This is a genomic window from Methanoregula sp., from assembly GCF_028712425.1.
In the GTDB taxonomy this organism is placed as follows: domain Archaea; phylum Halobacteriota; class Methanomicrobia; order Methanomicrobiales; family Methanospirillaceae; genus Methanoregula.
In genome coordinates this window covers 57,967-83,088 of the sequence record NZ_JAQTQD010000011.1, presented here as the reverse complement: position 1 = coordinate 83,088, position 25,122 = coordinate 57,967, and the positions used below count along the sequence as shown (strand labels likewise).

Genomic DNA, 25,122 nt, shown 5'->3' with positions numbered 1-25,122 from the left:
TGTGTTCTGCTTATCGACAATTGTTGTTTGAATGTTCTGATGATGCGCCTTCTTAAAAATTTTCTATATCGAAAGTGTTGGAGATATTTTCAGAGTTCTGAAAAAAAAAATTTAATTTTAGTAAAAATTAATTTTAGTAAAAAATATACAAAAAATTTTTCGATTGCTTCGGATTGTTCAGTTAATTCTTACAATTATTTGCCCCCTTGCGCCAGCCCTGCTCAATGGGGGTGCTGAAGGTCTTCAGACCTGACGCAGGAGAAGAAGGCAACAGCGTTCTTCAACTCGGGGGCCCAGGCGATGCCTCCGTATTACCCGTTAAGAAAAATTGAGAGACTCCCGGACAGGTAATACGGCGTCATCGCAACCGGGGCGCCACAGCAGAGGGGTCCGGGAAGTTCGTTAGAACCTCGAGGATGAGAAGATGTTCATCAGAACATCTTCGATGGGTGAAGCCCCTGGAGCGTCATCACATAGAGATTGGGAATGTAACCCACAAGCATGCCCCCAATCCGGCGCCATTTTCGCCTCCGTTTACCCCTCCGGCCGGCCCAGCCAACACTATAACGTGAAAAAACGACACTATTCTTTTAGGATTCGTTCAGAATGAGTTCTGATTGCCTTAAAACAGGGTAAACTATGCCCGGAAAAAACCGTATTGAGCACTAATACAGCGGCCGATCTTCCTTCAGATCGCACAAGACCATAAATCTGAAACTTCGAGAAAAGTCACCCGGAAAAAAGACGCCCATAGAAATCGTCCGGCAGGGTTTTTCCCCTTCTTCCAATGATCAGATCGATTAGCTCGGATTTTTGCTCGCCAAAAGCGTACATTAGCGTTTGATTTTATGCCCGCATTTTCGTCCGATTTGCGTAAAAACGGATATACGCAGGAATCTGGAAATCCTGAGCAAAAGTGCACCCGTTTTTGCAGATAATTCCGGAAAACGACCCTCCGGGAGGGTAATCCGGGGCCGTACAAGGCCCGGATTCAGGGAGTGGGATAACACCCCCAAGGGGCAGCCGGATACCGGTCCCAGGATCCCTGGTATCCCGCTACCGCAACCCTTATCGTTTATTGGTTCAAAAATGAACCATGTGGAACAAAATTTAACCAACGAGATCATTGTACTTCTCTTAAAAGAGGATCTCCACGCCCGGGCAATAGCGGAAAAACTCGCGGCCAACCATGTCACGGTCCTGCGGAAACTCCGGGATCTCGAAACGGAAAATGTCGTTGATTTCCGGATTGAGGGAAAGAACAAAACATACACGATCAAGCGGAGCATCGAAGGCCGGAATGCGGCCATGATTGCCGAGCTGTACAGACAGTCCATGGCTGTCAGCAGGTACCTGGTCCTGCGGGAAATTTTTGATGCGATCCACGAGATGCCGGACATTTCGCTCGCCCTCCTCTTCGGGAGTTATGCCAAAGGTCTTGCAGCAAAAGAAAGCGACATTGACATTTTTCTTGAAACCGCTGATCCGGTCAGAAAAAAACAGCTTGAACACAAACATTCCCTGCTTAGCGTAAAGATCGGCCGGTTTGACACAGACGACCTGCTTGTCCGCGAGATAATAAAAGACCATATTATTATCCGGGGCATTGAATTATATTTTGAAAGGACAGGCCGGTTCAGGGTCTGAACCAGATTCTGGCAGGAGACACTGTTGTCGCGGAATGCATTTCTTATAAAAACTGCACAAAGAGGGAGTACTTCATCTGGTATCTCCCAGCAACGAGATGAAAGCCGCGTACCTGAATAAAGCGGAGAGCTGTCTCGGCACGGTTGCTCCCTGACAACGATCTCTTCGAGCAGTCCGTGTCAATGGCCTATTACAGCATGTACTATTCGGTCATGGCGCTGCTCTTTGCAAGCGGTATCAAGTGCGAGAACCACACAGCGGCAATCGTCCTGCTTATGGAAATTTTTGGCAGGGACAATTCAGAAATTGAAGACGCAAAACGCGAGCGGATCGATAAACAATACTACGTAACATCCACGCCAGTCCGAAAAGAAGTGGTTACGCTGATCCGTACCGCAGAGACATTCAATGCAGACCTCCGCGATTTCACGGACCGGTTGACATCCCGGGACATCGATCAGTTCCGGAAAAAATTCACCACAATGATCTGATTGCGGCAGTCCGGGAGATCGTGGATATCAGGGGCTGTACGGATTATACGGGAAAAATGGTGGTTCGTTGTTATACAGGAAGGTCCGCTCAATGCTTATCGCCGGGCGGGTTTCCGGGCTCACAGTGACCGTGAGGAAATTGTACGGGACGATGTCGGACTTTTTCAGGGAAAAGTGCCAGTAATACCCGGTTTCATTATGAAAAACAGGAATCATGTAGCTTGCTCTCCTGCCAGAATCTGTAGAGATCATAAGGATGAGTTGTTCATCGGGTCCATTCCCGGTGTTCACCTGCCCCGACAGAAGGAGAGCATATCCATCCGAATCATTCTCAGGAAGGTTGAGTGTGAGGTTGGGTTGTGGAATGCCGCTGACAGTAAAAAAACTGTAATTCTCCACGGCACCATTCCTCCCGATTGCAGAAATAATGTACAATCCATCCGGCCGGAAGCCATGCTCAGATGTATTCACCTCCCATGACCAGGTATCAATGCCACACGGACCTGGGAGAACCGACACGGTAGCGCTGTATCCGCCGCAGCAGGGAGTCACGTTACCCCTGCAATTTCCGGCCGATTTCGGGCATGGGGCGAATTCTCCTGAATAAACCGCAGTCACGAGTGACTCTCCCGGCTGCAGGTTTGTTGTCCCGCCGAACCTGATGGATTCTCCAATATATTGGTGCGGGACGGGATCGATCGTGATGAATGGTTTTCCGTTACCTGAAGGAGAGGTCTGGTTACAGTCCATTGACATCTGGTCTGGCACCTGAGTTATGGTGAGGGGAGGTACTGTAAGAGTGGCAGCTGGTGTGGTGGGTGCAGCCGTTGTTCCGGTTGGAATACCCGGTGCAGAAGAGGACTGGGTGCAGCCGGCAACAAGAATGCCTGCTATGACAATAAAGATCAATGCAATCGCGATTTTCATACGTTCCATAGAATCCAGCCGGAAAAACTCTTTGAAATTATTGATTGAAAAAAATATTTATTTAATTTTTTCAAACGGTCCCTGAAAAATTTTTCCTTATCGTGATGGCGGGGATTGAGATAGTGTCCTGGCCTGAACGGGAGATTTCCAATCATCATGACTCGTTTGCCAGATTTTCATAGCAGTGGGACAGACCCCCGAAGATCATTTCCCAGTAAACAACCGCCCTCACCCGGAGCAGGAGAACAACCCTGACTTCTGGATACTGGATCCCAGGACCACGCAACCCCCGTCACGGGTCGGGACGATCCGGATGACCGCACGCCAGTCGGAAGGGACCGGTGTCTGCCACACAAACATCCCGTCTTCCCTCATCCTCACGATAAGGTGCGGGGTGCCGTAGCCGTACGACGATCCGGCATCTTTCTCGCGGAACCGGACAGCAAGGTAATCCTGCCCGGGAGTCTTTGTTATTGGCGGGGAAATGTCTGGCATCCACTGCTGCACGAGCGTACCGTTGTCATCGAACGTTGCGGAAAATGTCTCCAGGATATTTATTGGAGGCGGACCGGACTGCCGGGCCGATTCGTACAGGATCTCGAACGTTCCCGGCCGGATCTCGGCCATCAGGATTGGCCGGTTGTCCCACGATTTCCCGAGCATTGCATTCCACACGACCCTGCCGCTGCTATCGAACCGGAAGTAATTGAGTTCCTGCACATCATCCGCGTATCCCGCGACAAGGCAGCCGCCATCGGATACCGAGAGGATCGAACGTTCGTGAAGAGCGATAAGAGGGAGGGCATCGCGACTCCAGCGTTCCCGGCCATCGGGACCAAGGCTCTTAAGCGAGGAGTCTCTCCGGCTGAAATTCTCTGCCAGCACAAAGTACCCGCCATCGGTATCGGGTGCAATGATCGAGGAGTACTCATAGCCTGCAAAGGGTATTTCACGGCTGACATTCCCGTCCGCATCCAGGACAAGGATTTTCCCGGGAGAGATCGCCCCGGTTACAACCCCTCCGGCCGGGCCCGGGAAGAGACCGTGGAACGCCCCTTGGTACTCCGGGTAGGACCGGTCCCATACCACACCTCCGCTGCTGTTGAGCTGGATGAGCCGGGCTGCCGGAAGGTGGATCCGGAAATCGTTTCGTCCTGAAAGGACATACCCGCCATCGGGAACAGGGACGATCTCGTAGGCCGGGTCGTCTTCGCCACTGTCGATCCGGCTCTTCCATTGCACGGTACCATCCGGCCCAAGCTTCATGACCTGGATATCCGTGGGCGGGAGCCCGCACTGCGCTGTAGAGAATGCTGTCGTGAAATTGACAATGAACAGGTACGCCGCAACCCCGCACGCAATACCGATGAGGATCGCGGAGAGCCATCTCCTGGCTGGTGTCCGGTGAGGTTTTCTTTCCAATCCTTTACCTTCCCGTAATCATCATACTCCTTCCCGGCCCGGACGATGCCCAGAAAGCGGCAACACAAACCATATTAAATATAAATTAATATATACTTTATGGTTTCGCATCTTCCGCCATTCATCCCGTTAGTTTTTTTCTTCATTGTTATCTGCGTAACAATTCCGGGCTGTACGACCGGCCCGGAAACAAATCCCAGACCGGTTGATCTCCAGACAACCTTTCTTACGAATGCGGAGAAGATCCAGGATTACCGTTCGGAATACCATATGATAAAACCGGACGGAAGAGTCAGGTATGAGTGGAAAGCTCCCGGCAGCATACGGATGGAGTTCATCGAATCCGGGAGCCCCCCGTCAGGAACACAGTATTTCGTTAACCGGACAATGGCCATCGATTACAACCCGGTGGAGAAGAAGTACCAAATCCATCCTGACCGGAAATTTCTCAACGGATATGATTACCAGGACATGGTGCAGCGGATTATAAAGTCCGGGAATTACACTGTTATCGGGACTATGACGGAGAACGGCCGTACGCTTTATGGTATCGAGATCGTGACGGAACCATGGTCAGCAGAGTACTCAGGGTATGTAACCTCCAGGATACAGGCCTGGGTCGATCCCGGGACCGGCCTTGCATGGAACATCTCAACGTATTACCCTTCAGACAAGGTGAGCCGGATTATCCGGTACGATACGATTGAAGTAAATACCGGAATTCCGGACAGCCATTTTATCTTCAGCGTCCCGCAGGAGACCGAAGTCCAGTGCGGATCAGGCTCCGGCATCTCAAACACGGACCAGTACGATCCCCGCAAGCTCTCACCTGCACTGAAGCCCGGCTGCCTTGATTGCACAGAGGCCCTGCTGACAGAACCTGTCGGTGGATTCAGCGGGGACTACCTGCTGGTGGGCATGCTCGATTACCAGGGATCCAAGAGCGTTCCCAATCCCGACCCCTGGCAATCAATCAATTATACATACTATTCACGGAACATGAGCAAAGGTACGGTCAGGTATACAGTCTCCCGGGTCAGCGGACTATACAGTACCGAACCATTGTCAACAGGGGGAAACGTCAGCATCGGTATCGAACCCGGGGAGTATAGTGCAGAACCGAATCGTGTATACGAAGCGGAGCTAACTGCACGGGTGAAGCCCGGCATAAAACTTCACGAGAACTTCTGGATCCATATCCATGCCGATGTTGAGGGGGCACCGGATGCGATTACAGACGACTGGGTCCGCTTAGCCCTCGATGACGGGAGCCCGATGAGTGGCGCAGGTCTGTGGCACTTCTACCAGACCGGTGGGGGCTACTGCCAGGATGTGCTCGTGATCCCACAGGGCGGGTCCGGCCATGCCCCGTTCGCCATCCGGACGGGGGAGCTCGATACCGGAACGGCAACGCTCTCCCTTATTCCGGCACCCTGCCACCCGGACCACCGCCCGCTCAGGCAGGATGAACGCCCCCCATGGCCTGCAGGGATCCACGCAACCGTCACCCCGGCGAACTTCACGGTCAGGAGCTTTGCCAGTTTTCTGCCAGACATGGCGTTTACGGTTGATCCCACCGTACAACCCGGCGATTACTGTTTCAGCGCAGTCACACAGACACCCCATGGGGGGAGCGAATATGCACCGTTTACCCTCAGGGTAATATCACAGGCAGGAGAGTAGTACAAGAAATCGCCGTCCACTCATTTGGCAAAAGAGTGTAGGTAATTTCCGGATCAGGCTCTCCCGGCCGCATACTCCCCCGCCACCATCCCGTAATACCGCGTCGAGCGCCAGTGGTCGCGAAGCCAGACATGCTCGCGGATCGTGCCCTCGTACACAAGCCCGCACCGCTCCATCAGCCGGGCGGATGGGAGGTTCTGCTCGTCGCATTTCCCGAACACCCGGTGCATCCCGAGCGTCCCAAACCCGAACCGGAGATATGTCCGCAGGATTTCCGAGCCGTACCCGTTCCGGCAAAACGCCGGAAGGAGGACGATTCCCACCTCAGCGGTGCTTTCCTGCGCCGGGTCTATCTCGATAAAGGTCAGGCCGATAAACTCCCGCGTTCTCCGGTCCCGTGCCGCAAGAGTGTAATCGCGCCGGCCTTGTATTTTTTCCGCCTCATCGATCGCGTGCTGCAGGAACAGCCTGATCTGCTCATCGGTGTCGAGCCAGATGAGCACGTACCGCATCAGCTCGCGATCATTGCCAATGCGGCGGATATGCGGCAGGTCCTCAAGGGTGAGGTCATCGAGGACGAGCCGCTCTGTTGCAAGAGAGAAGACCATAACGATCGGTTCCGGCGCTGTTCCCGGAAGTGTTAGGTGCAGGATTAAAAACATCTTGTGAAGAGTCGTTAGCGGACTGCCCATGCTGACAGCGAAACCTTGATGCATCCCGTCAGTCGATACTTGTCAGGAAACCGCACATGAACTATCCCGACATCGACAAAATCTACCGGACCATGCCGCTTGAGAAGATCCCGTGGATCTGTGAGGCGCTGCCCGAACCGATTACGCGTCTTCTTGAAGAGGAGAAGGTTGCCCCCTGCCGGAGTATTGACCTCGGGTGCGGGACAGGAAATTACACGATCTGCCTGTCAGCGATGGGCTTTGATATCATCGGGGTCGACAGTTCGAAAACGGCAATCGCCCTTGCCCGGAACCAGGCAATGCAGCGGGGCGCCCTGTGCCGGTTCATCGTCGCCGATGTCCTCGGGGATGTCCACGAAGTGAAAGGAACCTTTGAGTTCGCCTTTGACTGGGAACTCCTGCACCATATTTACCCTGAAGACCGCGAGACGTACATCAACAATGTTTACCGGTTACTGAGGCCGGGGGCAACGTACTTCTCGGCCTGTTTTGCCGAGAGCGATGGTGGGTTTGGCGGTACCGGGAAATACCGCGAAACAGGAATCGGGACAACGCTCTACTTCTCGTCCGAGGATGAGATCCGCGATCTCGTTGCACCACAGTTTACCATACGCGAACTGGCGACCCGGGAAATTGCCGGCAAATACGGCCCGCACAGCATGATCTGCCTGCTGGCACAACGAAAATAAGGTATTCATCCCTGCCAGGAGCCCGGCCTCATTCTGCCATGCATTTCCCGGAAAAATGAGGGTACATCGTCTCCCGGACAGGCCGGAATCCTTTTCCTTCAGGTGGTAGCATACATGCAAGGCGCCCCAAAAGAGTTTTAAAGATTGCGGGCCACCTCACAGCAATCAGCGTGTGCAATAATGCACCCGCGAGGGTAAACGTGTGCTGACCGGTCCCCGTACAACAATGCGGCCCCTGCCCAATCTCAGGACGGCCCGCGTGCTGAAACAGGCGTTCGTGCTATCGGCAGTGATCCTGCTCTTCTGCCAGCTCGTTGTACCTGTCGCCACCGCACGCGATGTCAGGGTGGCGCTCCCCGAGCTCAGGCCGTCCGTATTCACTGATGACCAGGGACAGCCGGCGGGATTGTTTGTCGAGATTATTCAGGACATAGCAGGGAAGGAGGGCTGGCACATCATCTGGGTGAAGGGATCGCTCCAGGAGAGCTGGGCCCGCCTGGCTGAAGGCGAGATCGATCTCATGATGGGAGTAGCCGAAACACCGGAACGCCAGGTGTTCTATGATTTCAACCGCGAGCCTGTACTCTCTGCCTGGTCGCAGGTCTATGCCCGGCCCGAATCCGGGATCCATACCATCCTTGACCTCGAAGGGAAGCGAATCGCAGTGCTCAAGGGAGACATCAATGCGATCGAGTTCAGGGATTATGCAAAGAAGTTCGACATCAATGCAACGTACCTTGAAAAAGATACGCTCGATGAGACCTTTGCCACAACCGCAGCAGGAGAGACGGATGCCATGGTGGGCTTCAGCCTTGCTACTGAACAATCTGCCAATAAGTACGGCCTTGCCGAGACCACCGTGATGTTCAATCCGTCATCGCTGGTCTTTGCCGTGCCGGAAGGGACGAACAAGGATATACTTACTGCCATCGATCGCTACCTTGCCGAAGGAAAAGCCAATCCTTCTTCCCCGTACAGCAGCAGCATGCAGAAGTGGTTTGGCATGAAAGGGACGAGCGAGGTTATCCCGGCCTGGATCCTTTGGGGCCTTGCAGCAGTCGCCGGCCTTGCCGGCCTTTTTGTGTTCATGAATGCTATACTCCGGCGGGAAGTCCGCAGGAAGACGGCCGAACTCTCAAAACAGAACGAGAACCTGCAGGCAGAGGTGAAAAGCCGCAAGCGGGCTGAGGAGGCGCTCGTAACAAAGAACCGGGAACTTGGTTCTGCCTACGAGCAGCTGACGGCAACTGAGGAAAAACTGCGGGGAAACTACCAGGAGATCAATGCCGCATACGCCCAGCTCACCGCGACTGAAGAAGAACTCCGGGAGAAATACGAGGAACTGAGCCGGAGCGAACAGGCACTCACGCAGGCACGCGAGAAACTGGTTTCTTTAAACGCCCTCACTTTCGAAGACCTGAGGAACGCGGCCTTCTCCCTTGAGGGATATCTCTCGCTTGCCCGGCAGGGTCCCGCGGGAGAGAGAGTGGGGACCTACCTTGGTAAAAGCGAGGAGATCCTCCACTCGGTCCGGCATGCCATGGAGGCAGCAAAGAAATACCAGGACCTGGGAATCAACCCGCCCCGGTGGCAGAACGTGAAGTTTGTCTTACTCAATGCCCTCTCCCACCTGGACTTTTCCGGAATCTCCCGGGTAACGGAGCTTGACGAACTGGAGATCTTTGCCGATCCGCTTCTCGAGGATGTCTTCTTCATCCTGATGGAGAACGTCCTTCACCATGGAAAAGGCGCAACGGAGGTCAGGATCAGGTCCCGCGAGGAAGCCGCAAAACTCACCATCACGATCGAGGACAATGGTCCCGGCATCCCGGATGCCGCCAAGGAGAAGATATTCAGCCGGGACTACAAGGCGACGAAAGGCGGCAGCGGCCTCTTCCTTGCCCGCGAGATCCTCTCGATTTCGGGCATCACCATCCGGGAGACCGGGGTGCCGGGCAACGGGACCCGGTTCGAGATTGTTGTTCCGGAGAGCCGGTACCGGAAGGGCGGCCAGACATGACCTGCCTTGCGAACGGCCCTTGCCTGCCCGGGGCGGCCCCCGCTCATTCTCCCTTCCGCTGATCCACAGGGTGCCCGTTCCCGTTATGTATTCCGGGCTCCGCCACCTGCTCCCGGTATCTTTTCTCGCTCTCGCGGAGTTCCCGGACCGCCTCTTTGTAATCGCTGATGTCCCGACCCACTGACTGGTATTCCACCAGCCTTCCGTTCTCATCATAGATCGCGTGATCGACCCAGCTTTGCCAGGTGATCGCCCCGTTCGGAAGGATGGTCTGGTGATCGATCCGCCCGACCGGGTGTTCCGGCGTCAGCCCCTTAAAATGGCGTGACAGGCGCTCGCGTTCCTCCGCAGGGAGTTCCGGCTGGATCGCGCGGCCCAAAATCTCCTCGCGGGATCGCTTCAGGTACCGGCAATAGGCTTCGTTGACAAAGACAAATGTCCCGTCCGGGCGGAACCGGCAGATGAGCTCCGTCTGGCCCTCGACTACCGCCCGGTACCGCTCCTCGCTCTCCCGGATCCGCTGCCGGCTCTCCTCGAGTTCTGAAAAACTTGCCCGGAGCTCCTCCTCGGAGGCAGCCAGCTGCCCATAGGCGGCATGCAGCATCTCGTTTTTCCTCTGGAGCTTCATCTCCGCCATTTTGACATCGGTGATGTCCCGGCCCACCGACTGGTACTCGACCAGGGTGCCGTTCCTGTCAAAGATCGCCCGGTCCACCCAGTTCTGCCAGCGGATGGTGCCATCCGAAAGTACCGTCCGCTGGTTCATGGATGCAACGGGATTGTCAGGCGTCAGCGCCCGGAGCGTATCCCGGACCTGTTTGCGTTCATCGATAAATACCTCGGGCCGGAAGACCTGTCCGACAATCTCCTCCGGCGTCTTGTTGAAATACCGGCAAAACGCATCGTTGACAAAGACGGACGTTCCATCGGGACGGAACCGGCAGATAAGCTCGGTCTGGTCTTCGACAACGCCACGGTACAGCTCCCGGCTCTCCCGCAACTCCGCTTCAAGGTGCGCGAGTTGCTCATAGTTGTTCCGCAGCTCCTCTTCTGTTGCTGCAAGCTGTTCAAAGGACGCGGCAAGTTCCTGGTGTTCGCGGGCAAGATCCATTTCCTTCCGCTTCTCTCCCGTGATATCCTCAAGCGTCTCGACTGCGCCGATGACAGCACCGTTCCTGTCCCGTATGAGCCCGGCAGTGAAGTGGAGCCACCTGCCCTCCCAGCCCATGTGGGGGAAGAAGTCCGTGGCGGACCAGGCGCCTTCGATGAGGCGGGACTTCTCAGGCCGGTTGAGGTACCACTCCGGCATCCGGTCCTGTGCACTGTCCACGAGAAGGTCTGCAAGGCACGGGCGCTTTTTCTGGTAGAACGCACGCCAGTGCTGGTCCGTTCCGACAATCTCGTGCGCCGCAATCCCGCTGTACGCGGCAAGCGCCTGGTTCCAGTACAGGACATGGTGGTTTTTGTCGATCACGAACTGCGGGATCGGGGAAGCCTGGATGATGGCGTCAAGGATGAGCTCCCGTTCTTCAAGCGAACGCTGGCTGGAAGCAAGGTCAAGGTAACTGGAGCGGAGCTCCTCTTCCGTTGCGGTCAGCTTTTCAAATGCGCTGAGGAGTTCATCATGCGTCTTTTGCAGGCCCAGCTCGGCAATCTTCTGTTCGGTGATGTCCCGGCCCACCGACTGGTACTCATTGAGTGTCCCGGACTCCGAGAAGATGGCCCTGTCGATCCACTGGTGCCACCGCACGGTGCCATCAGGGAGATGGATCCGGTGCTCGATCGTCCCCTGGGGGTTCTCCCGCGTCAGAGAGGCAAGGTGGTCCCGGATGGCCCGGGCGTCCTCCGCGGGCATCAGGGGCGTGAACCGCCGGTTGATCACCGCCTCTTCTGCAACCCCGAATGCCCGGCAGAAGGCGTTGTTGGCAAAGATGTACGTCCCGTCGGGAAGAAACCGGCAGATGAACTCGTTCTGGTCCTGCACAACATTCCGGTACCGCTCCTCGCTCTCCCGAAGCGCACGGTCGGCATAGCGTTTCTCAACGGCAAGCCGGATCTTGTGGCTCAGCTCGCGGAACTGGGACTGGACATCCCGCCCCTTCTGGACATAATAGTCTGCACCCGCATCGAACGCCTGGATGACAACCTCTTCCCGGCCTTTCCCGGTAAAAAGGACGAAGGGCAGTTCCGGGTACCGTGCACGGATCAGCTGCAAAAGCCCGATCCCGTCAAGGACGGGCATCTGGTAATCGGAGATGATGCAGTCGTATTCCTTCTCTTTCAACAGGTCCATGACAGAGAGGGGATGCTCTGTTGTCGCAACCGTGAACTGCCCGCTCAGCTCGAGGAACGCCTTGCCAACCTCGAGCAGGGAAGGGTCGTCGTCAATGTACAGGATAGAGATGCAGTTGCGTCGTAACGGCACGGTTACACCTAAAGTAGGAGAAAAACCTTCAGTTCATCGTGTGCCTGTCATGGTGCCATGACGACATGGGTTTTTGTTTCGTCATCGTTCTGCGAGATACTGGATTGGTTTCCGGAATGCTGAACCGATCTCGTTTATGAAAACTTGTCGAAAAGATATTTAAACTTTATGAGATTTGATTACCATAATAGGAGTATGCCATAGGCAATCCGTAGGTATTTCAAAGAAAAACTGCAACCTGTTTACTCTGCACACTTCCTTTTTGCAGGCTCCTGACAGGTGATGCGGGGGGAGAGAACTGGACGAAGACTACTACCGGACGATCACCGGCCTGTTGCGCGATACCCCGAATGGGCTGACCATCGAGGAGATCGCCCGGGCCGCACACCTGAGCCGGACAACCGCGACAAAGTACCTCAACTCCCTCTTTGTCTCGGGCCAGCTCAATATGCGGAAGTCCGGCCCTGCAAAAATATACTCCCTCTCCGCACGACTGCCGGCCGACCAGGTTTTAAGCAAGTCTTCCGGGCCGGTCCTGATCCTCGATGACTCGTATACGGTCCGGGAGGCGAGCGAATCGTTCCTCCATACCTTCGGGATCAGGATGGAGGACCTGGCAGGACGGGATGTCGTCGGAACCGCCATCAGCCCCGGTTTCATCGGGCGGATCCGTGATCCCGTTAAACAGGCGCTGGCAGGACGCGAATCGGTGGTGGATGCGTGGATCCCCATCGGCAGGGAGTGGCGGGCCTTTTGCATACGGGTCGTCCCCCTTGTCTTTGGCTGGGGGGCAAAGGGCGTTGCCATACGCCTGGAAGACCAGACTGGGGAGCTCCTGGCCCGCGAGGAAAATTCCTTCCTTGCCGATATGCTCAATGATTCCCCGCTGGCCATCACGGTCGTGGACTTTCTTGGGAATCACTTCTATTCAAACACGATGAACGGGGAACTTCACGGGTATTCTGCTGCTGAATTCTTAAAGCTTAACCTCCGTGATATTGACTGCCCAAAGTCAGCACAAAAGATTGCCGGGCACATGAACTCCCTCAAAGAGAAAGGGAGACTGTCATTCGAAGTGGAACACCTCCACAGGGACGGTCACCGGATACCGCTTGAAGTCCATGCAAAGGTAGTGAAGTGGGGTGACCGGGACGTTATCGTCAGCATCGCAACTGACATCACCGAACGGAAACGGGCCGAGAGCGTGATACGGGAGAGCGAGGACAAGTTCCGGACCATCTTCGAGCACAGCCCGTACCCGATCGCGATCAACAGCGCACCTGAGCAGAAATTCCTGGCAGTCAACCCGGCCTTTCTTGCGGTCAGCGGCTACACGGAAGAGGAACTGCTGGGGAAAAACCCGGTGGAAGCGGGCATTCTTTCGCTTGCGGAAACGGCAAAGCTGGTTGCACATTCCCTGCTCTCTGGCAGGCTTGAGAATGTGCCGCTTTCCGTGCAATCGAAAGACGGCAGGAAGATCCATGTGATATTCTCTTCGATCCCGGTCACGATCGCCGGCCGTTCGGCCCACCTCACCGTTACTGCGGAAGTGACCAAATTAAAGAGGATCGAGGAGGAACTGCTGAAAAAGACAAAAGACCTGGACGCCGCGAACAGTGAACTGACGGCAATAGACCAGGAACTCCGAAAAAACAACGAGCTGCTGCGCATAAACGAGCAGGTGCTGCGCGAGAACGGGGAGACCTTCCGGGCCCTGGTCGAGCAGTCCGGTGAAGGGATCATCATCGTGGACTTCTCCGGGATTGTACGGTTTGCCAACCGCAGGGCATTCGAGATTGCCGAATGCCCGCCGGACCTGAGCATGATGGAGACGCTCAATATCTTCGATCTCATCAGCAGGGACTTCCAGGAAAATGCGGCCCGCGACTTCCAGCAGATCTGGCGCGGGATCGACAGTTACGAAGTCTATTACAAGATTGTTACCCTGGAACAGAACGAGAAATGGGTTGCCTGTATCGGGAAGAAAATTACGTTCCGGGGAACTCCGGCTGTCCTGATCTCGTTCCGGGATATCACGGGGCGGAAACTGGCAGAAGAGGACTTGCGGGAATCGGAGCAGAAGTTCTCCACCCTGTTCGAGGACAATCCCGTCCCGCTCACGCTCGTCTCTGCAGAGGACGGCCGGTTCGCAGATATCAACGAAGCCTTCCTGAACGGTACCGGCTTCTCCCGGCAGGAGGTGATCGGCAGGACTGCAACGGAACTAAACCTGTTTTCCGATCCTGATGCGTATGCCGGCATGGTAGCCCGGCTGGGAGAGCAGAAGCAGATCCGGGGACTGGAGATGCAATGCAGGAAGAAGAATGGCGATCGTGCGATCTGCCGCTTCTCATCACGGATCATCCTGATGCGAGGGCAGCCCCATATCATCTCGACCATTGAGGACATCACGGAACGCAGGGCTGCAGATATCGCGTTCCAGACCATGGTCTCAAGCATGCTTGGCACGTCAGGCCCAAAATCGCTGGACCGGATCACTGAAAACCTTGCTGCCTGGCTCCGGGCAGACTGCGTCATGATCGGGAGGATTCTGCCGGACCGGAAGCATGTGGAAGTCCTCTCCATGATCCGTGATGGGAAACGGATCACGGGATTTTGCTATGCCCTGGAAGGGACACCGTGCGAGGATGCTGCCGCGAAAGGGTTCTGCTACTACACCGACAACGCGGCACAGGCCTTCCCGCAAAGCAGGGACCTGCGGGAGTTCGGGATCCGGGGTTATGCCGGGACACCGCTCCGGAATTCCGACGGGAAGACAGTCGGCATCATCTCCATCATGACGCGGGAGCCCCTTGACCTTCCACCGTCAGCCCGCCAGATCATTGATATCATCGCCGTCAAGGCTGCTTCCGAGATCGGGTCCGTCCCGGCCCGCGGGATTACAGGAAAGATGCAGGGGAACCGACAGGCCCGTCAGGGGAGAACATCCTGAACGCGGGCTGCTCTATCCGGGTGCGGGGGGCGCCCCGAAAACCTGCAAAAAATGGGGGATTAGTGCTGGTCGGAGAACTTCTCGACCACGCGGACATTATCGCCGCGGACCGTGATCGGGATCGGGACAACGCTCTCGTAGAGCTCAACCGTGATCTCTTCCTTGCCGGAGTCCACGCGCTTGACTACGGCCTTCTCTCCCTTGAACGGGCCGGCGATCAGCTCGACGATCGTGCCTTCCTCGATACCGGAGACAACCGGTTTCGGGATGAGGAAGTGGCCTACCTCAGCAAGGTTCGTCTCGCCCTTCGTCACGACACGGGCATGGGCGATCATCTCGACGAGCTGCTCGATGCGGTTCCGCTGCTCGGGGGTCTCAACAAGGACATATCCCTGCAGTTCGTTCGGGACGATGATGGCGGTGACCTTGATGTCGGTGGCCTTGGTGTCGATGGCCTTTAAGATATTGTCCGCTACCGTCCGCTCCTGCTTGGAGGTCGTCTTGATGGCGAAGATCCGGTTCGTGAAGACCTCAGGAGCTGCCGGGGCAACCGGAGCATCCGGTGCGGTGGGGGCGGAAGTCTGGGGCTGGGTCATAGACATCGGGGATCAGAATCCCAGCATCAGCTTGTGGTCGAATAGTACGAATATGATGAACCCGATCATCCCGACAAGGAGGATACCGGCTGCCGCAACAGTGGCGATCTTCGTGAACTCTTCCCGGGTGGGGGTGCGCGCGAGTTTTAAGACCCTGAGGTACTTGCGGAACAATTCCTCATGGATGACGTCCGTTTTAATTTCTGGCCTGGAGATTTCCATATTGAATCACTTGAGAAAATCGATCTCAAACTGTTTCTGTACTTTGGGGGTAAGCTTCTCATTACGACCATATATTTGTGGCGACCGTACTCCAGTCACGACCAGGAGAGTCCGCATCTTGTCCTCCATGGCCGGGTCGATCTGCGCACCCCAGATGATCCGGGCGTTCGGGTCAACGCGGGCATAGACTTCCTGGACAACCCCCTCAGCCTCTTCCATGGTCATGTCCGGGCCACCGACGACGTTGACGAGGGCTGCGGTGGCACCGCTGATGTCGACGTCAAGGAGCGGGGAGCGGATCGCCTTCTTGACCGAGTCTGCCGCCTTATCTTCGCTATCACTCTCGCCCATCCCGATCATGGCAACGCCGCCGCGCTCCATAACGGTGCGGACATCGGCAAAGTCGAGGTTGACGAGACCCGGCATCGTGATCAGTTCCGTGATGCCCTTGACCGCACGCATCAGGACTTCGTCTGCCACCTTGAACGCGGCATAGAGGGGGAGCTTGGGGACCACTTCGAGCAGCCTGTCATTGGGCACAACAATGACGGTATCGGCAACATCCCGGAGGCGTTCGAGTCCGGCTTCCGCGTTCTCCATCCGGATCGAGCCTTCTGCAGCGAACGGCAGGGTGACGATCGCGATGGTTAAGGCCCCTTCCTCCCGGGCAGCCTTGGCAACAACCGGCGCAACACCGGTGCCGGTGCCGCCGCCGAGCCCCACCGTGATGAAGACCATATCGCAGCCGGAGACGAGGGCACGGATCTCCTGCTCGTTCTCGAGGGCCGCCTCCTCGCCGATCTGCGGGATGGAGCCGGCGCCGAGGCCCCGGGTCCGCTGCCGGCCGACAAGGATGCGCTGGTCGGCACGGGTGCGGATCAGGTGCTGGGCATCCGTGTTGATGGCGATGAGCTTGGCGCCGTGGATCCCCTCCTCAGTCATGCGGGAGATCGTGTTCGACCCGCCGCCTCCGCAGCCGACCACCGCGATCTCGGTCTTGAGCTCCGCAAGAATCTGGTCAAGGTCTTCGTTATTCTGCACAGGGGACACGGTTTCGTCCCTTGCCTTGGTGAGTGCCTCTTCAACAATGGACCTCATGAAAACTTCTCCAACCCCGGGATGTGGACTCGGATCTCACTTTTGGAGGACACCATTTCTGGTGTGATCGTCCTCCCATCAGCAACTACCGGCCGGCCCCCTGCCAGCTCTTTGTAGGAAGGTCCGGGCGGGACTCCGAGTTCGCGCGCTTTTTGGGGGTCGAACCGGACCTTCGTGATGATCAGGCAATCGTTCTCCGTTGCAGTGATCTCTTCTCTACGTATGATTTTTACGCACAATGTATTTAAAGCATCTATGATTTCCGTAGAATTCTCCGTAAAGGTGATGAATTCGGGAAGCAGGCGGTTATCGTGCGTGGAAAGGTGAACAACGGGCAGATCGTCCAGATTTTTTAACAGGTCCGGCTCGTTTGTTTTGGCGGTTTCGGCCAGCAAAACCGGATTTGCCCGTACAAGGACCGGTTCGCCCGAGCCGGAAAGTGCGTGGATGAAGCACCGGGCACCGGGCGAGATGGCTCCCGCCATCTTCCGGATTGCACTGTAGGTGTCCCACGAGAGATGGCCAAGGGAGGTGATCTCGCTCTCGGTGAGCCGGGGGAGGGAAAGGGCATCAAGCATCCCGGACAACCGGTTGAGATCCGCCTTGTCGAGGGCTTTCCGGTCGATGTAGGCGGCAACTGCCCCGCTCCGCTCCATCATGGACCGTACCATCGCCTCATCGAGCGTAGCGATCTCGCGGGTATGGGCAATGTGTCCGAACGCTCCCCGGGACGTGAGCGCGATCTCGGTCTGGCGGACCGCGTAATGGGTGCCGCCAAATCCGATCAGGGGGACCGGGTCCTGCGGAACAGCGGAGAGTACGCTCTCGGCCACTGCCCGTCCTGCAACCGGGTCGGTCCATTCCTTCTCAGTGCTCCCGATCTCGACAAAGAACGAGGGGTGGACGAGATCCGTGGGCCCGTGGTGAGTCACCTCGTACGAGACGCGATAGCCGGCCGGGCAGTGCCGGGCAAGGGCCCGGAGGGTTGCCTGCATCATCGCGGGAGCTGCGGGGGCGAGTGTCCGGGGGCTGCCGCCCAGTTCCGCGTCCCGGTAGTTGCCGGTCACGTGGACGGTCAGGACCGGGACCGGGTTCACGCTGGAGTGGCGGGAGAGGAAGATGACAAGGTCGCAGTCAGTCTTCGCATCAACGGAAGATGTATGGATAAGGCGCTCTTCCACGTCGTAAAAATCGTATGTGTGACCATTCTCAGGTCCGGCTGTGTCCGTGCCGTCCAGGAGCCGTTCGATGTGGTGCCGGATGTTCAGGCCGGCCTTGTCCTGCCGGGAATTGATGAGCGCTATCCTCATTACCCACCCTTGGACGCCAGTGACGATTAAGGGTGCAGGCGGGCAGCTACCCGTTTCCGTGCCGCTTCGAGCGCCCGCTGTACCGCCTCATCCGGTGTCCCGCAGGGCACAACACCTTTAATATCCCACGTGGCGAGCCCGAACACCGGGCAGCCGGTCTTCAAGGCAATCGCAATCTCCGAGAGTGTCCCGTAACTGCCGCCCACCGCGATCAACGCATCCCCCGATTGCGCCACGAGCACGTTCCGCCCGTGGCCAAGTCCGGTCCGGACAACGATACCAAGATACGGGTTCCCGTCACCGGTACCGGAGATGATCCCCACCGTTGTCCCACCCTTCTCCTGCGCCCCCCGGCAGGCGGCTTCCATCACGCCCCCGAGCCCGCCGCAGAGGAGCACCGCCCCGTTCTCCGCGATGAGCCGGCCGACTGCCCGGGCGGTTTCGTACTCGTCCGGGGAGGCCTCGGCGCCACCGGCAACGGCGATCTGCATGGAAGATCAGTTGTCCTGCCGGAAGATAAAGGTGGATTTTTGGGGAGCCGGAATCCATGGCCGCCCGGTTTTTTGCATGCGGTTTTTTGCATGAGTTGAAAATTTTGGCAGACCCTGATGGAAAAAATTTCATCACCCCCTCAGATCCTGCCTGAAAAATTTTCATCGCGATCCGCTTGATTGACCGGAACACTCACGCCGGAACAAGGAAAAAATTGTCGGTAAGCGAATAGTTTTGTCGGTTAATTAACCGACAATCGCTTCACTAACTTACACCATGTGATCGTGTTTGAAAAAGACGAACGTGAAAGTCCGCAGGACTTTCATGGGAGGCTGCTCGAAAATGCGAAGCGTTTTCATGCATTTTTTGGCAGGATTTGATTGACACGATACCCAAAAAATTGCCCTGAATTGTTACCATGATCGCCCCCCTTGCGCCAGCCCGCCCCGAGGGGCGGGGGCGCAGGCGATTCCTCGGTATTATCTGTATGGGAGCAATCGACTTTTTGTGGACAGGTAATACGGTACAATCGCAACCGGGGATGCCAACGCGGAGGGGGCAGAGCCCCCAAGAGTGTCACAATATAAATTAAATGGATTCAAATGAACAATTCAATTGGATGAATTGCTATCTTTCGCATTCAACCATTCTTGAATAAGCATTTTAATAAAATCTTGAGATTCAGAAAGGGTCATAGGTTTTTTTGGTGGCGCTGTATCTAATGCATGCCGCGAATCTAATCCACTTGACAACGGATTATTCATACTCCGCCGAAATAATTCTGCTTTTTTCCAATATTTTTCATCTTTTTGGAGTGGTGTGAATCCATCCGCTTTAATGATTTCATAGATTTTATAGCGTGTTTGGCTTGATCCGAAATCGTGATTAATGTACTCAAAAACTTTTGCGACGTTTTTATCCTTTTGTTTTATTGAAAGCCACCGAACTATCGGTTCTGCCGCATTATGCGTTTCAACACTTCCATCACGTCTACCAACAGATAGGTTGGCATACACACTAGAAGTTGCAGATATTGTTGCTTCTAGAAATACAGCTTTCTTGCCGGTTTCATCAACTTGAGTAATATATTCAATTTCAATGGGTCTTCTGGAGTTTCGCAATAGAATTGTACCTGCAGTAAAATCCCTAACAATATTTTGGGCAATTTCTTTCACGGAAACATATGGCAACGATAGTAAAAATTGGGTAGAGGTCAAGGCGTAATAGGAATGATCATTTTCAAGAATCTTTTTTATGGTTAAATCTGGGGAATAGTATACTTTTGAAAGGTCATCTAAATCATGTTCATCTCCTTTTAGGACTATGATCCACTCCATGCATTACCATCTCTTTGATTGCGAAAACTATTCAGACTTGAATCTCTGAAAATGAACTTATTCCATCCCACCATCCCGGTTGACCACCATCAGCCGGAGTTCGCTCATCTCCTCGATGGCAAACCGCGGCCCTTCCCTGCCGAGCCCGGATCCTTTGGCCCCGCCATACGGCATCTGGTCGGTGCGGAAGGTCGGGATGTCATTCACAATAACCCCGCCCACGTCCATCTCTGCATAGGCCCGCATGGCCCGGTTGAGGTTCTGGGTGAAGATCCCGACCTGGAGGCCGTACTCGCCGGTGTTGGCGATCCGGAGCGCCTCATCGAAATCGTCATACGGGACAACCGAGATAACGGGAGCGAAGACCTCCTCACAGTTCACCCGCATTGCCGGGGTCGTCCCCTCAAGAACCGTGGGGGCAAACATTGTCCCTTCAAGCGTTCCCCCGACAAGTGCCCGGGCTCCCTGGCGGATCGCCTCCTGCACTTTCCGGTATGCCTCCTCGGCCTTCAGCTGGTCGATCATCGGGCCCACGTCCGTTGCCGGGTCGCGGGGATCTCCTACCTTCAGTGCCTTTGTCCCCGAGACCACCATCTCCACGAGCTCCTCGTACACCGGCCGGTGCACCAGCACCCTCTGGACCGAGATGCAGACCTGGCCGGCATTCGTGAACCCACCGGTCACGATCCGCTGCGCAGCATAGGGAAGGTTTGCGTCCTCGTGGACGATCACGGCAGCATTGCCTCCCATCTCCAGCCCGACCTTTTTCCTCCCCGCGATCTCCCGCAGGTGCCACCCGACAGCACAGGAGCCGGTGAACGAAAGGAATGCGACACGGGGGTCGCGGGCAAGGGCTTCGGCCCTTGCTCCGGTGCACGGGACAACGCTGACCGCCTCTTTTGGGACACCTGCTTCAAGCGCCATCTCCCCGAGGAACAGGCTCGACAGGGGAGTTGCCGATGCCGGCTTCAGGATGACGGAATTCCCCGCGGCAATAGCAGGCGCCAGCTTGTGGCAGGCCAGGTTGAGCGGAAAGTTGAACGGCACAATCCCTGCTACCGGCCCAAGCGGGAAGCGCCGGAGGAACCCGGTCCGGCCCTCGGTATCCTTGCTCAGGTCAAGGGGGATGACCTCGCCATAGACCCGTTTTGCCTCTTCCGCCGATGTCCTGACCGTCACTTCCGCCCGGACAACCTCGGTGGTGGCAAACTTCCTTGTCTTGCCGCCTTCCATGACCATGACATCGATCAATTCTGCGGACCTCTTGTGGATCGCGTCTGCGAGATTGTGGAGGATCTCCGCCCGGGCATGGACAGGAAGCCGGCGCGTCTTCTCAAAACCAGATAGGGCCTTGGTGACGGCCGCCTTCAGGTCATTGTTCGTTGCCTGGCTGACCGTGCAGTGCAATTCGCCGGTGTACGGGAACCGTACGGGAATGGTCTCCTGTGATTCCTTCTTCTCTCCTCCCAGGAGGAGCGGGTAGGTCTCAGCCATCGGGATGCTCCTTGTTGTTCCTGATCCAATATGGGCAGCAGGAGATACATAGCACCATCGGCAAATGGCCGGCAGGAAGCCGTACCCATCGCGTCGTGGTACAGCCTGCACCGCAGCATGCACCAGCAAAACGGGAGATGAGAAACGGAGAAAAACTACTTTGTGCAGTGGCACTAAACGTATCTATCGCATATTCCATCAGCTCCTGCGGGGGCGAGGGATTCCACGAGGGGTTGTAAGTGAAGGAAGTCACCGCGAACTTCAGCGCAAAGGAGATCGAGCGTGAGGTGCAGGAATACTGGCGCACCCACAATACTTACAAGGCAGTTAAACAACAGCGGGCGGCATGTAAACCGTTCTTTTTCGTCGACGGCCCGCCCTACACAACGGGGCACATCCACCTCGGGACTGCGTGGAACAAGATCATCAAGGACTCTCTCCTGCGCTACCAGCGCATGAATGGCAAAAACGTCATCGACCGGGCAGGGTATGACATGCACGGCCTCCCCATCGAGGTCAAGGTCGAGCAGGAGCTCGGTTTTGCATCCAAGAAGGATATCGAGAAGTTCGGTATCCAGCCGTTTATCGAGAAGTGCCGGGAGTTCGCTGTGGAGAACAAGAAACTGATGGACGACCAGTTCGAAGCTCTCGGTGTCTGGCTGGACTTCCCTGGCGCGTACCAGACCGTAAAACCCGAGTATATCGAGGCGGCCTGGTGGACGCTTGCAAAGGCACAGGAGCGGGGCATGCTCGAACGCGGCCACCGCGTGGTGAACTGGTGCCCCCGGTGCGAGACGGCGATCGCGGACGCCGAAGTGGAGTACTGGGACGAGAGCGACCCCTCGATCTTCGTCAAGTTCCCCCTTACCGGAAAAACCGCTGAATACCTCGTCATCTGGACCACGACCCCGTGGACCCTGCCGGCAAACGTAGCGGTTGCGGTCTCAAAAGAGTTCGAATACGCAAAAGTGCTGGCAAAGAAGGACGGTAACGAGGAACTTCTCTGGATCGCAGAACCCCTTGTCAAGGCCGTGCTGAAGAAGGGACGGTACAAGGACTTCTCGATTGTCGAGAAGAAGAAGGGATCAGAACTGGTTGGCTGGACCTACGAGTCCCCCCTCCGGGAACAGGTCCCGCTCCAGAAAGAGATCCAGCACCGGGTCGTTGCAGCCGACTTTGTTGCCCTGGAAAATACCGGTATGGTCCACATCGCCCCCGGCCACGGCTGGGACGACTTCGTGCTCGGGACGAAAGAGGGATTACAGATCGTCTGCCCGGTCGACGGAGCAGGCAGGTTCATGGACAATGCCGGGCAGTTCGCCGGGCAGTTTGTCCGGGATGCAAACGAGAATGTCCTTACCGCACTGGGCGACCACCTGCTCGCACACGAGAAGGTCACCCACCGCTATGGCCACTGCTGGCGCTGCAAAACCCCGATCATCTTCCGGGCAACATCGCAGTGGTTCCTGAAGGCATCCGAGATGCGGGACCTGATGCTCTCTGAGGTGGAGAAGGTGACCTGGTACCCCGAGTGGGCGGGCTCTGCCCGGTTCTATGACTGGATCAAGGAAGCCCGCGACTGGTGCATCTCCCGCCAGCGCTACTGGGGTATTCCCATCCCGGTCTGGGTCTGCGACAAATGTGACAAGTACCATGTCGTAGGCACAATCGCAGAGCTCGAGAAACTCAGTGGGAAGCCGCTGCCCGATCCCCACCGCCCGTACGTTGATGAAGTTACGTTCCCGTGCTCCTGCGGCGGCACGATGAAACGGGTCAGGGATATCTTTGATGTCTGGTTCGACTCGGCAGTAGCGTCGTGGGCAACGCTCGGGTTCCCGAAAGAGACAAAGGAGTTCGAAGCCCTCTGGCCAGCCGATTTCATCACCGAGGGGCAGGACCAGACCCGGGGCTGGTTCTACTCGCAGCTGGGCGCCAGCACCATCGCGTTCGGCAAGGCTCCCTACAAGAGCGTCTGCATGCATGGTTTTGCCCTCGATGCGGAGGGCAAGAAGATGTCCAAGAGCCTCGGGAACGTGGTGAACCCCGGCGATGTTGTTGAAAAAGTCGGGGTGGACGTGCTCCGGCTTTACGTCCTCTCTTCCTCTGCTCCCTGGGACGACCTGAAGTTCAACTGGGAAGGCGTCGGCACCATCAACCGGGCAGTCAACATCCTCTGGAACGTGTACCGCTTCCCGCTGCCGTACATGATCCTCGATAAATTCGAACCTGCCACGAACGGCGGTGTTTGGGACGACTCCTTTATCCGGGCCCACATCCGCTGGATGCCGGACGAGGACCGGTTCATCATCTCGCGGATCAACACCATCGCCTCGGTGGTCGACAGCGCCACAAAGGAGTGCCAGCTTCACCGGGCAACCCGGGAACTTGTCAACTTTATTTTAGAAGACCTCTCCCGCTGGTATGTCCAGCTGGTCCGGCCCCGGATGTGGCTTGAGGGCGAGTCAGAGCAGAAGATCTTTGCGTACGAGACAATGTACTACGTGATGCGCCGCCTCATGGGACTCCTTGCCCCCTTCTGCCCGCACCTCACCGAGCAGATCTACGGGAACCTCCGGTGTAAGAACGACAGGGAGAGCGTCCACATGCTCGACTGGGATGCAGGGGAATCCACGCTCATTGACCGGGAACTGGAGCACGCCGTCGAGCTCGTCCGCTCATTCGACGAGGCGCAGGCCAATGCCCGGCAGACCGGAAAACGGAAACTCCGCTGGCCGGTTGCCGAGGTTGTGGTCGTGACCAGTGCCCAGCCGGTGAAGGACGCAATCGAGCGCCTCAACGCGGTCTGCATGGACCGGGCCAATGCCCGGAAGGTCTCCGTGGTCATAGGCCGCTGGGAGCGGATCGGCTGGCATGCCGAGCCGGTCATGAAGGCGCTCGGAAAAGGGTTCGGGAAGGACTCGTTCAAGGTCAAGGGGCTCATCGAGGCCGCAGACGGGAACGCCATCAAGGCAGCGGTCGATGCCGGCCGGAAATTCTCCCTCAAAGACGGCGCTGCCAGCATTGAGATCGGGGCAGAGCATGTCACCTTCACCGAGAAGCTCCCCGCGGATATCTTCTCGGCGCCGATGACCGACGCCACCGTCTACGTGGACGTGGCACTGACACCGGACCTTGAGGCAGAAGGCTATGCCCGCGAGGTGATCCGGCGGATCCAGGAGATGAGAAAGCAGCTCGATCTTGCGGTGGAGGACACCATCTCTGCCGAGGTTTCGGTCAGCGACAAGCGTGTCCTTGCCCTGCTGCATACCGACCAGATGCTCGCCCTGATCGGCGACGAGGTGCGGGCAAAGGTATTCGGGTTCAGTAAAGACGGGACAATGCCCGAAGAATCGCGTTTCGCTTCAGTGAAGGAGTGGGATGTGGAAGGCGTTTCCATGACGATAGGTATTGCGAAGTCGGGATAGTGTTCCCGGCTTTTTTGCCTTCCTGTATTCCCGTATTTTCCCTTTTTTATCCCGTATTGTCCGTGTGTAAAAGGAGTAAGGTCGTGCCCCGTATCCGGCGGCTGCCGGGTTACGCGGGCAGATTCTGTAAGATTGCCTGGAGGACTGCAATCACAATCTTAAGGAACAGGGCCCAGTCGAACAGGTTTTCACCTCCTCA

Annotated in this window: 18 protein-coding genes; 7 read left to right on the top strand and 11 right to left on the bottom strand. The window is 56.5% G+C overall.

Going from position 1 to position 25,122, the window contains the following annotated elements; genetic code table 11:
• Positions 1-1,098: 1,098 nt before the first annotated feature.
• Together PHF39_RS07795 and PHF39_RS07790 are read left to right on the top strand one after the other, a co-directional pair.
• The gene (locus PHF39_RS07795) at positions 1,099-1,647 is read left to right on the top strand and encodes a nucleotidyltransferase domain-containing protein (RefSeq protein ID WP_300222599.1); all 549 of its coding nucleotides are present in this window, start codon (positions 1,099-1,101) and stop codon (positions 1,645-1,647) included.
• Positions 1,648-1,790: 143 nt separating this feature from the next.
• Positions 1,791-2,138, top strand: coding sequence for a DNA-binding protein (locus tag PHF39_RS07790; RefSeq protein WP_300222597.1), 348 nt, complete (start codon positions 1,791-1,793; stop codon positions 2,136-2,138).
• A 27-nt stretch (positions 2,139-2,165) separates the two neighbouring features.
• On the opposite strand, the gene PHF39_RS07785 is transcribed toward PHF39_RS07790, so the two are convergent.
• Together PHF39_RS07785 and PHF39_RS07780 are read right to left on the bottom strand one after the other, a co-directional pair.
• Positions 2,166-3,074 (bottom strand): hypothetical protein, encoded by a 909-nt coding sequence (locus PHF39_RS07785; protein ID WP_300222595.1) that lies wholly within the window; start codon positions 3,072-3,074, stop codon positions 2,166-2,168.
• A 219-nt stretch (positions 3,075-3,293) separates the two neighbouring features.
• Positions 3,294-4,487: a hypothetical protein gene (locus tag PHF39_RS07780; RefSeq protein ID WP_300222593.1), complete on the bottom strand. Its 1,194-nt coding sequence runs from the start codon at positions 4,485-4,487 to the stop codon at positions 3,294-3,296.
• A 99-nt stretch (positions 4,488-4,586) separates the two neighbouring features.
• Between PHF39_RS07780 and PHF39_RS07775 the strand changes: the two genes are divergently transcribed.
• Entirely contained in the window at positions 4,587-6,170 is a 1,584-nt protein-coding gene (locus PHF39_RS07775; protein ID WP_300222592.1) for a hypothetical protein, read from the top strand.
• Between the two features lie 53 nt (positions 6,171-6,223).
• On the opposite strand, the gene PHF39_RS07770 is transcribed toward PHF39_RS07775, so the two are convergent.
• On the bottom strand, positions 6,224-6,778 hold the full coding sequence (locus tag PHF39_RS07770) for a GNAT family protein (protein WP_300222589.1): 555 nt from the start codon (positions 6,776-6,778) through the stop codon (positions 6,224-6,226).
• A 140-nt stretch (positions 6,779-6,918) separates the two neighbouring features.
• On the opposite strand from PHF39_RS07770, the gene PHF39_RS07765 reads away from it, so the two are divergent.
• The gene (locus PHF39_RS07765) at positions 6,919-7,551 is read left to right on the top strand and encodes a class I SAM-dependent methyltransferase (RefSeq protein ID WP_300222586.1); all 633 of its coding nucleotides are present in this window, start codon (positions 6,919-6,921) and stop codon (positions 7,549-7,551) included.
• 202 nt (positions 7,552-7,753) lie between these two features.
• Positions 7,754-9,571 (top strand): transporter substrate-binding domain-containing protein, encoded by a 1,818-nt coding sequence (locus PHF39_RS07760; RefSeq protein WP_300222583.1) that lies wholly within the window; start codon positions 7,754-7,756, stop codon positions 9,569-9,571.
• A 43-nt stretch (positions 9,572-9,614) separates the two neighbouring features.
• Here the strand turns inward: PHF39_RS07760 and PHF39_RS07755 are convergent, their stop codons facing one another.
• Positions 9,615-11,996 carry a PAS domain S-box protein gene (locus PHF39_RS07755; protein WP_300222581.1) on the bottom strand — a complete coding sequence of 794 codons (2,382 nt, stop codon included), beginning with the start codon at positions 11,994-11,996 and terminating at the stop codon, positions 9,615-9,617.
• Positions 11,997-12,330: 334 nt separating this feature from the next.
• On the opposite strand from PHF39_RS07755, the gene PHF39_RS07750 reads away from it, so the two are divergent.
• Positions 12,331-14,949: a PAS domain S-box protein gene (locus PHF39_RS07750; protein WP_300222578.1), complete on the top strand. Its 2,619-nt coding sequence runs from the start codon at positions 12,331-12,333 to the stop codon at positions 14,947-14,949.
• A 59-nt stretch (positions 14,950-15,008) separates the two neighbouring features.
• Here PHF39_RS07750 and PHF39_RS07745 read toward each other — a convergent pair whose 3' ends face one another.
• The 7 genes from PHF39_RS07745 to PHF39_RS07715 all read right to left on the bottom strand — a co-directional run bounded on the left by PHF39_RS07745 (position 15,009) and on the right by PHF39_RS07715 (position 21,498).
• Positions 15,009-15,545, bottom strand: coding sequence for a transcription elongation factor Spt5 (locus tag PHF39_RS07745; RefSeq protein ID WP_300222575.1), 537 nt, complete (start codon positions 15,543-15,545; stop codon positions 15,009-15,011).
• A 12-nt stretch (positions 15,546-15,557) separates the two neighbouring features.
• Positions 15,558-15,767 carry a protein translocase SEC61 complex subunit gamma gene (locus PHF39_RS07740; protein ID WP_300222572.1) on the bottom strand — a complete coding sequence of 70 codons (210 nt, stop codon included), beginning with the start codon at positions 15,765-15,767 and terminating at the stop codon, positions 15,558-15,560.
• Between the two features lie 6 nt (positions 15,768-15,773).
• Positions 15,774-16,865 (bottom strand): cell division protein FtsZ, encoded by a 1,092-nt coding sequence (gene ftsZ, locus PHF39_RS07735; protein WP_300222569.1) that lies wholly within the window; start codon positions 16,863-16,865, stop codon positions 15,774-15,776.
• Positions 16,862-18,175, bottom strand: a complete 1,314-nt coding sequence (locus tag PHF39_RS07730) for a D-aminoacyl-tRNA deacylase (RefSeq protein ID WP_300222566.1) — start codon at positions 18,173-18,175, stop codon at positions 16,862-16,864. The genes ftsZ and PHF39_RS07730 overlap by 4 nt, the downstream gene beginning before the upstream one ends.
• A 26-nt stretch (positions 18,176-18,201) precedes the next feature.
• Positions 18,202-18,666, bottom strand: a complete 465-nt coding sequence (locus PHF39_RS07725; RefSeq protein WP_300222563.1) for a TIGR00725 family protein — start codon at positions 18,664-18,666, stop codon at positions 18,202-18,204.
• A gap of 612 nt (positions 18,667-19,278) precedes the next feature.
• The gene (locus PHF39_RS07720; RefSeq protein ID WP_300222560.1) at positions 19,279-20,004 is read right to left on the bottom strand and encodes a hypothetical protein; all 726 of its coding nucleotides are present in this window, start codon (positions 20,002-20,004) and stop codon (positions 19,279-19,281) included.
• A gap of 57 nt (positions 20,005-20,061) precedes the next feature.
• Complete coding sequence (locus PHF39_RS07715) at positions 20,062-21,498, bottom strand: aldehyde dehydrogenase family protein (protein WP_300222557.1); 1,437 nt, start codon at positions 21,496-21,498, stop codon at positions 20,062-20,064.
• Between the two features lie 239 nt (positions 21,499-21,737).
• Here PHF39_RS07715 and ileS point away from each other — a divergent pair, with 239 nt between their 5' ends.
• A complete protein-coding gene (gene ileS, locus PHF39_RS07710; RefSeq protein WP_300222554.1) occupies positions 21,738-24,923 on the top strand; it encodes an isoleucine--tRNA ligase in 3,186 nt (1,061 codons plus the stop codon).
• Positions 24,924-25,122: the final 199 nt, after the last annotated feature.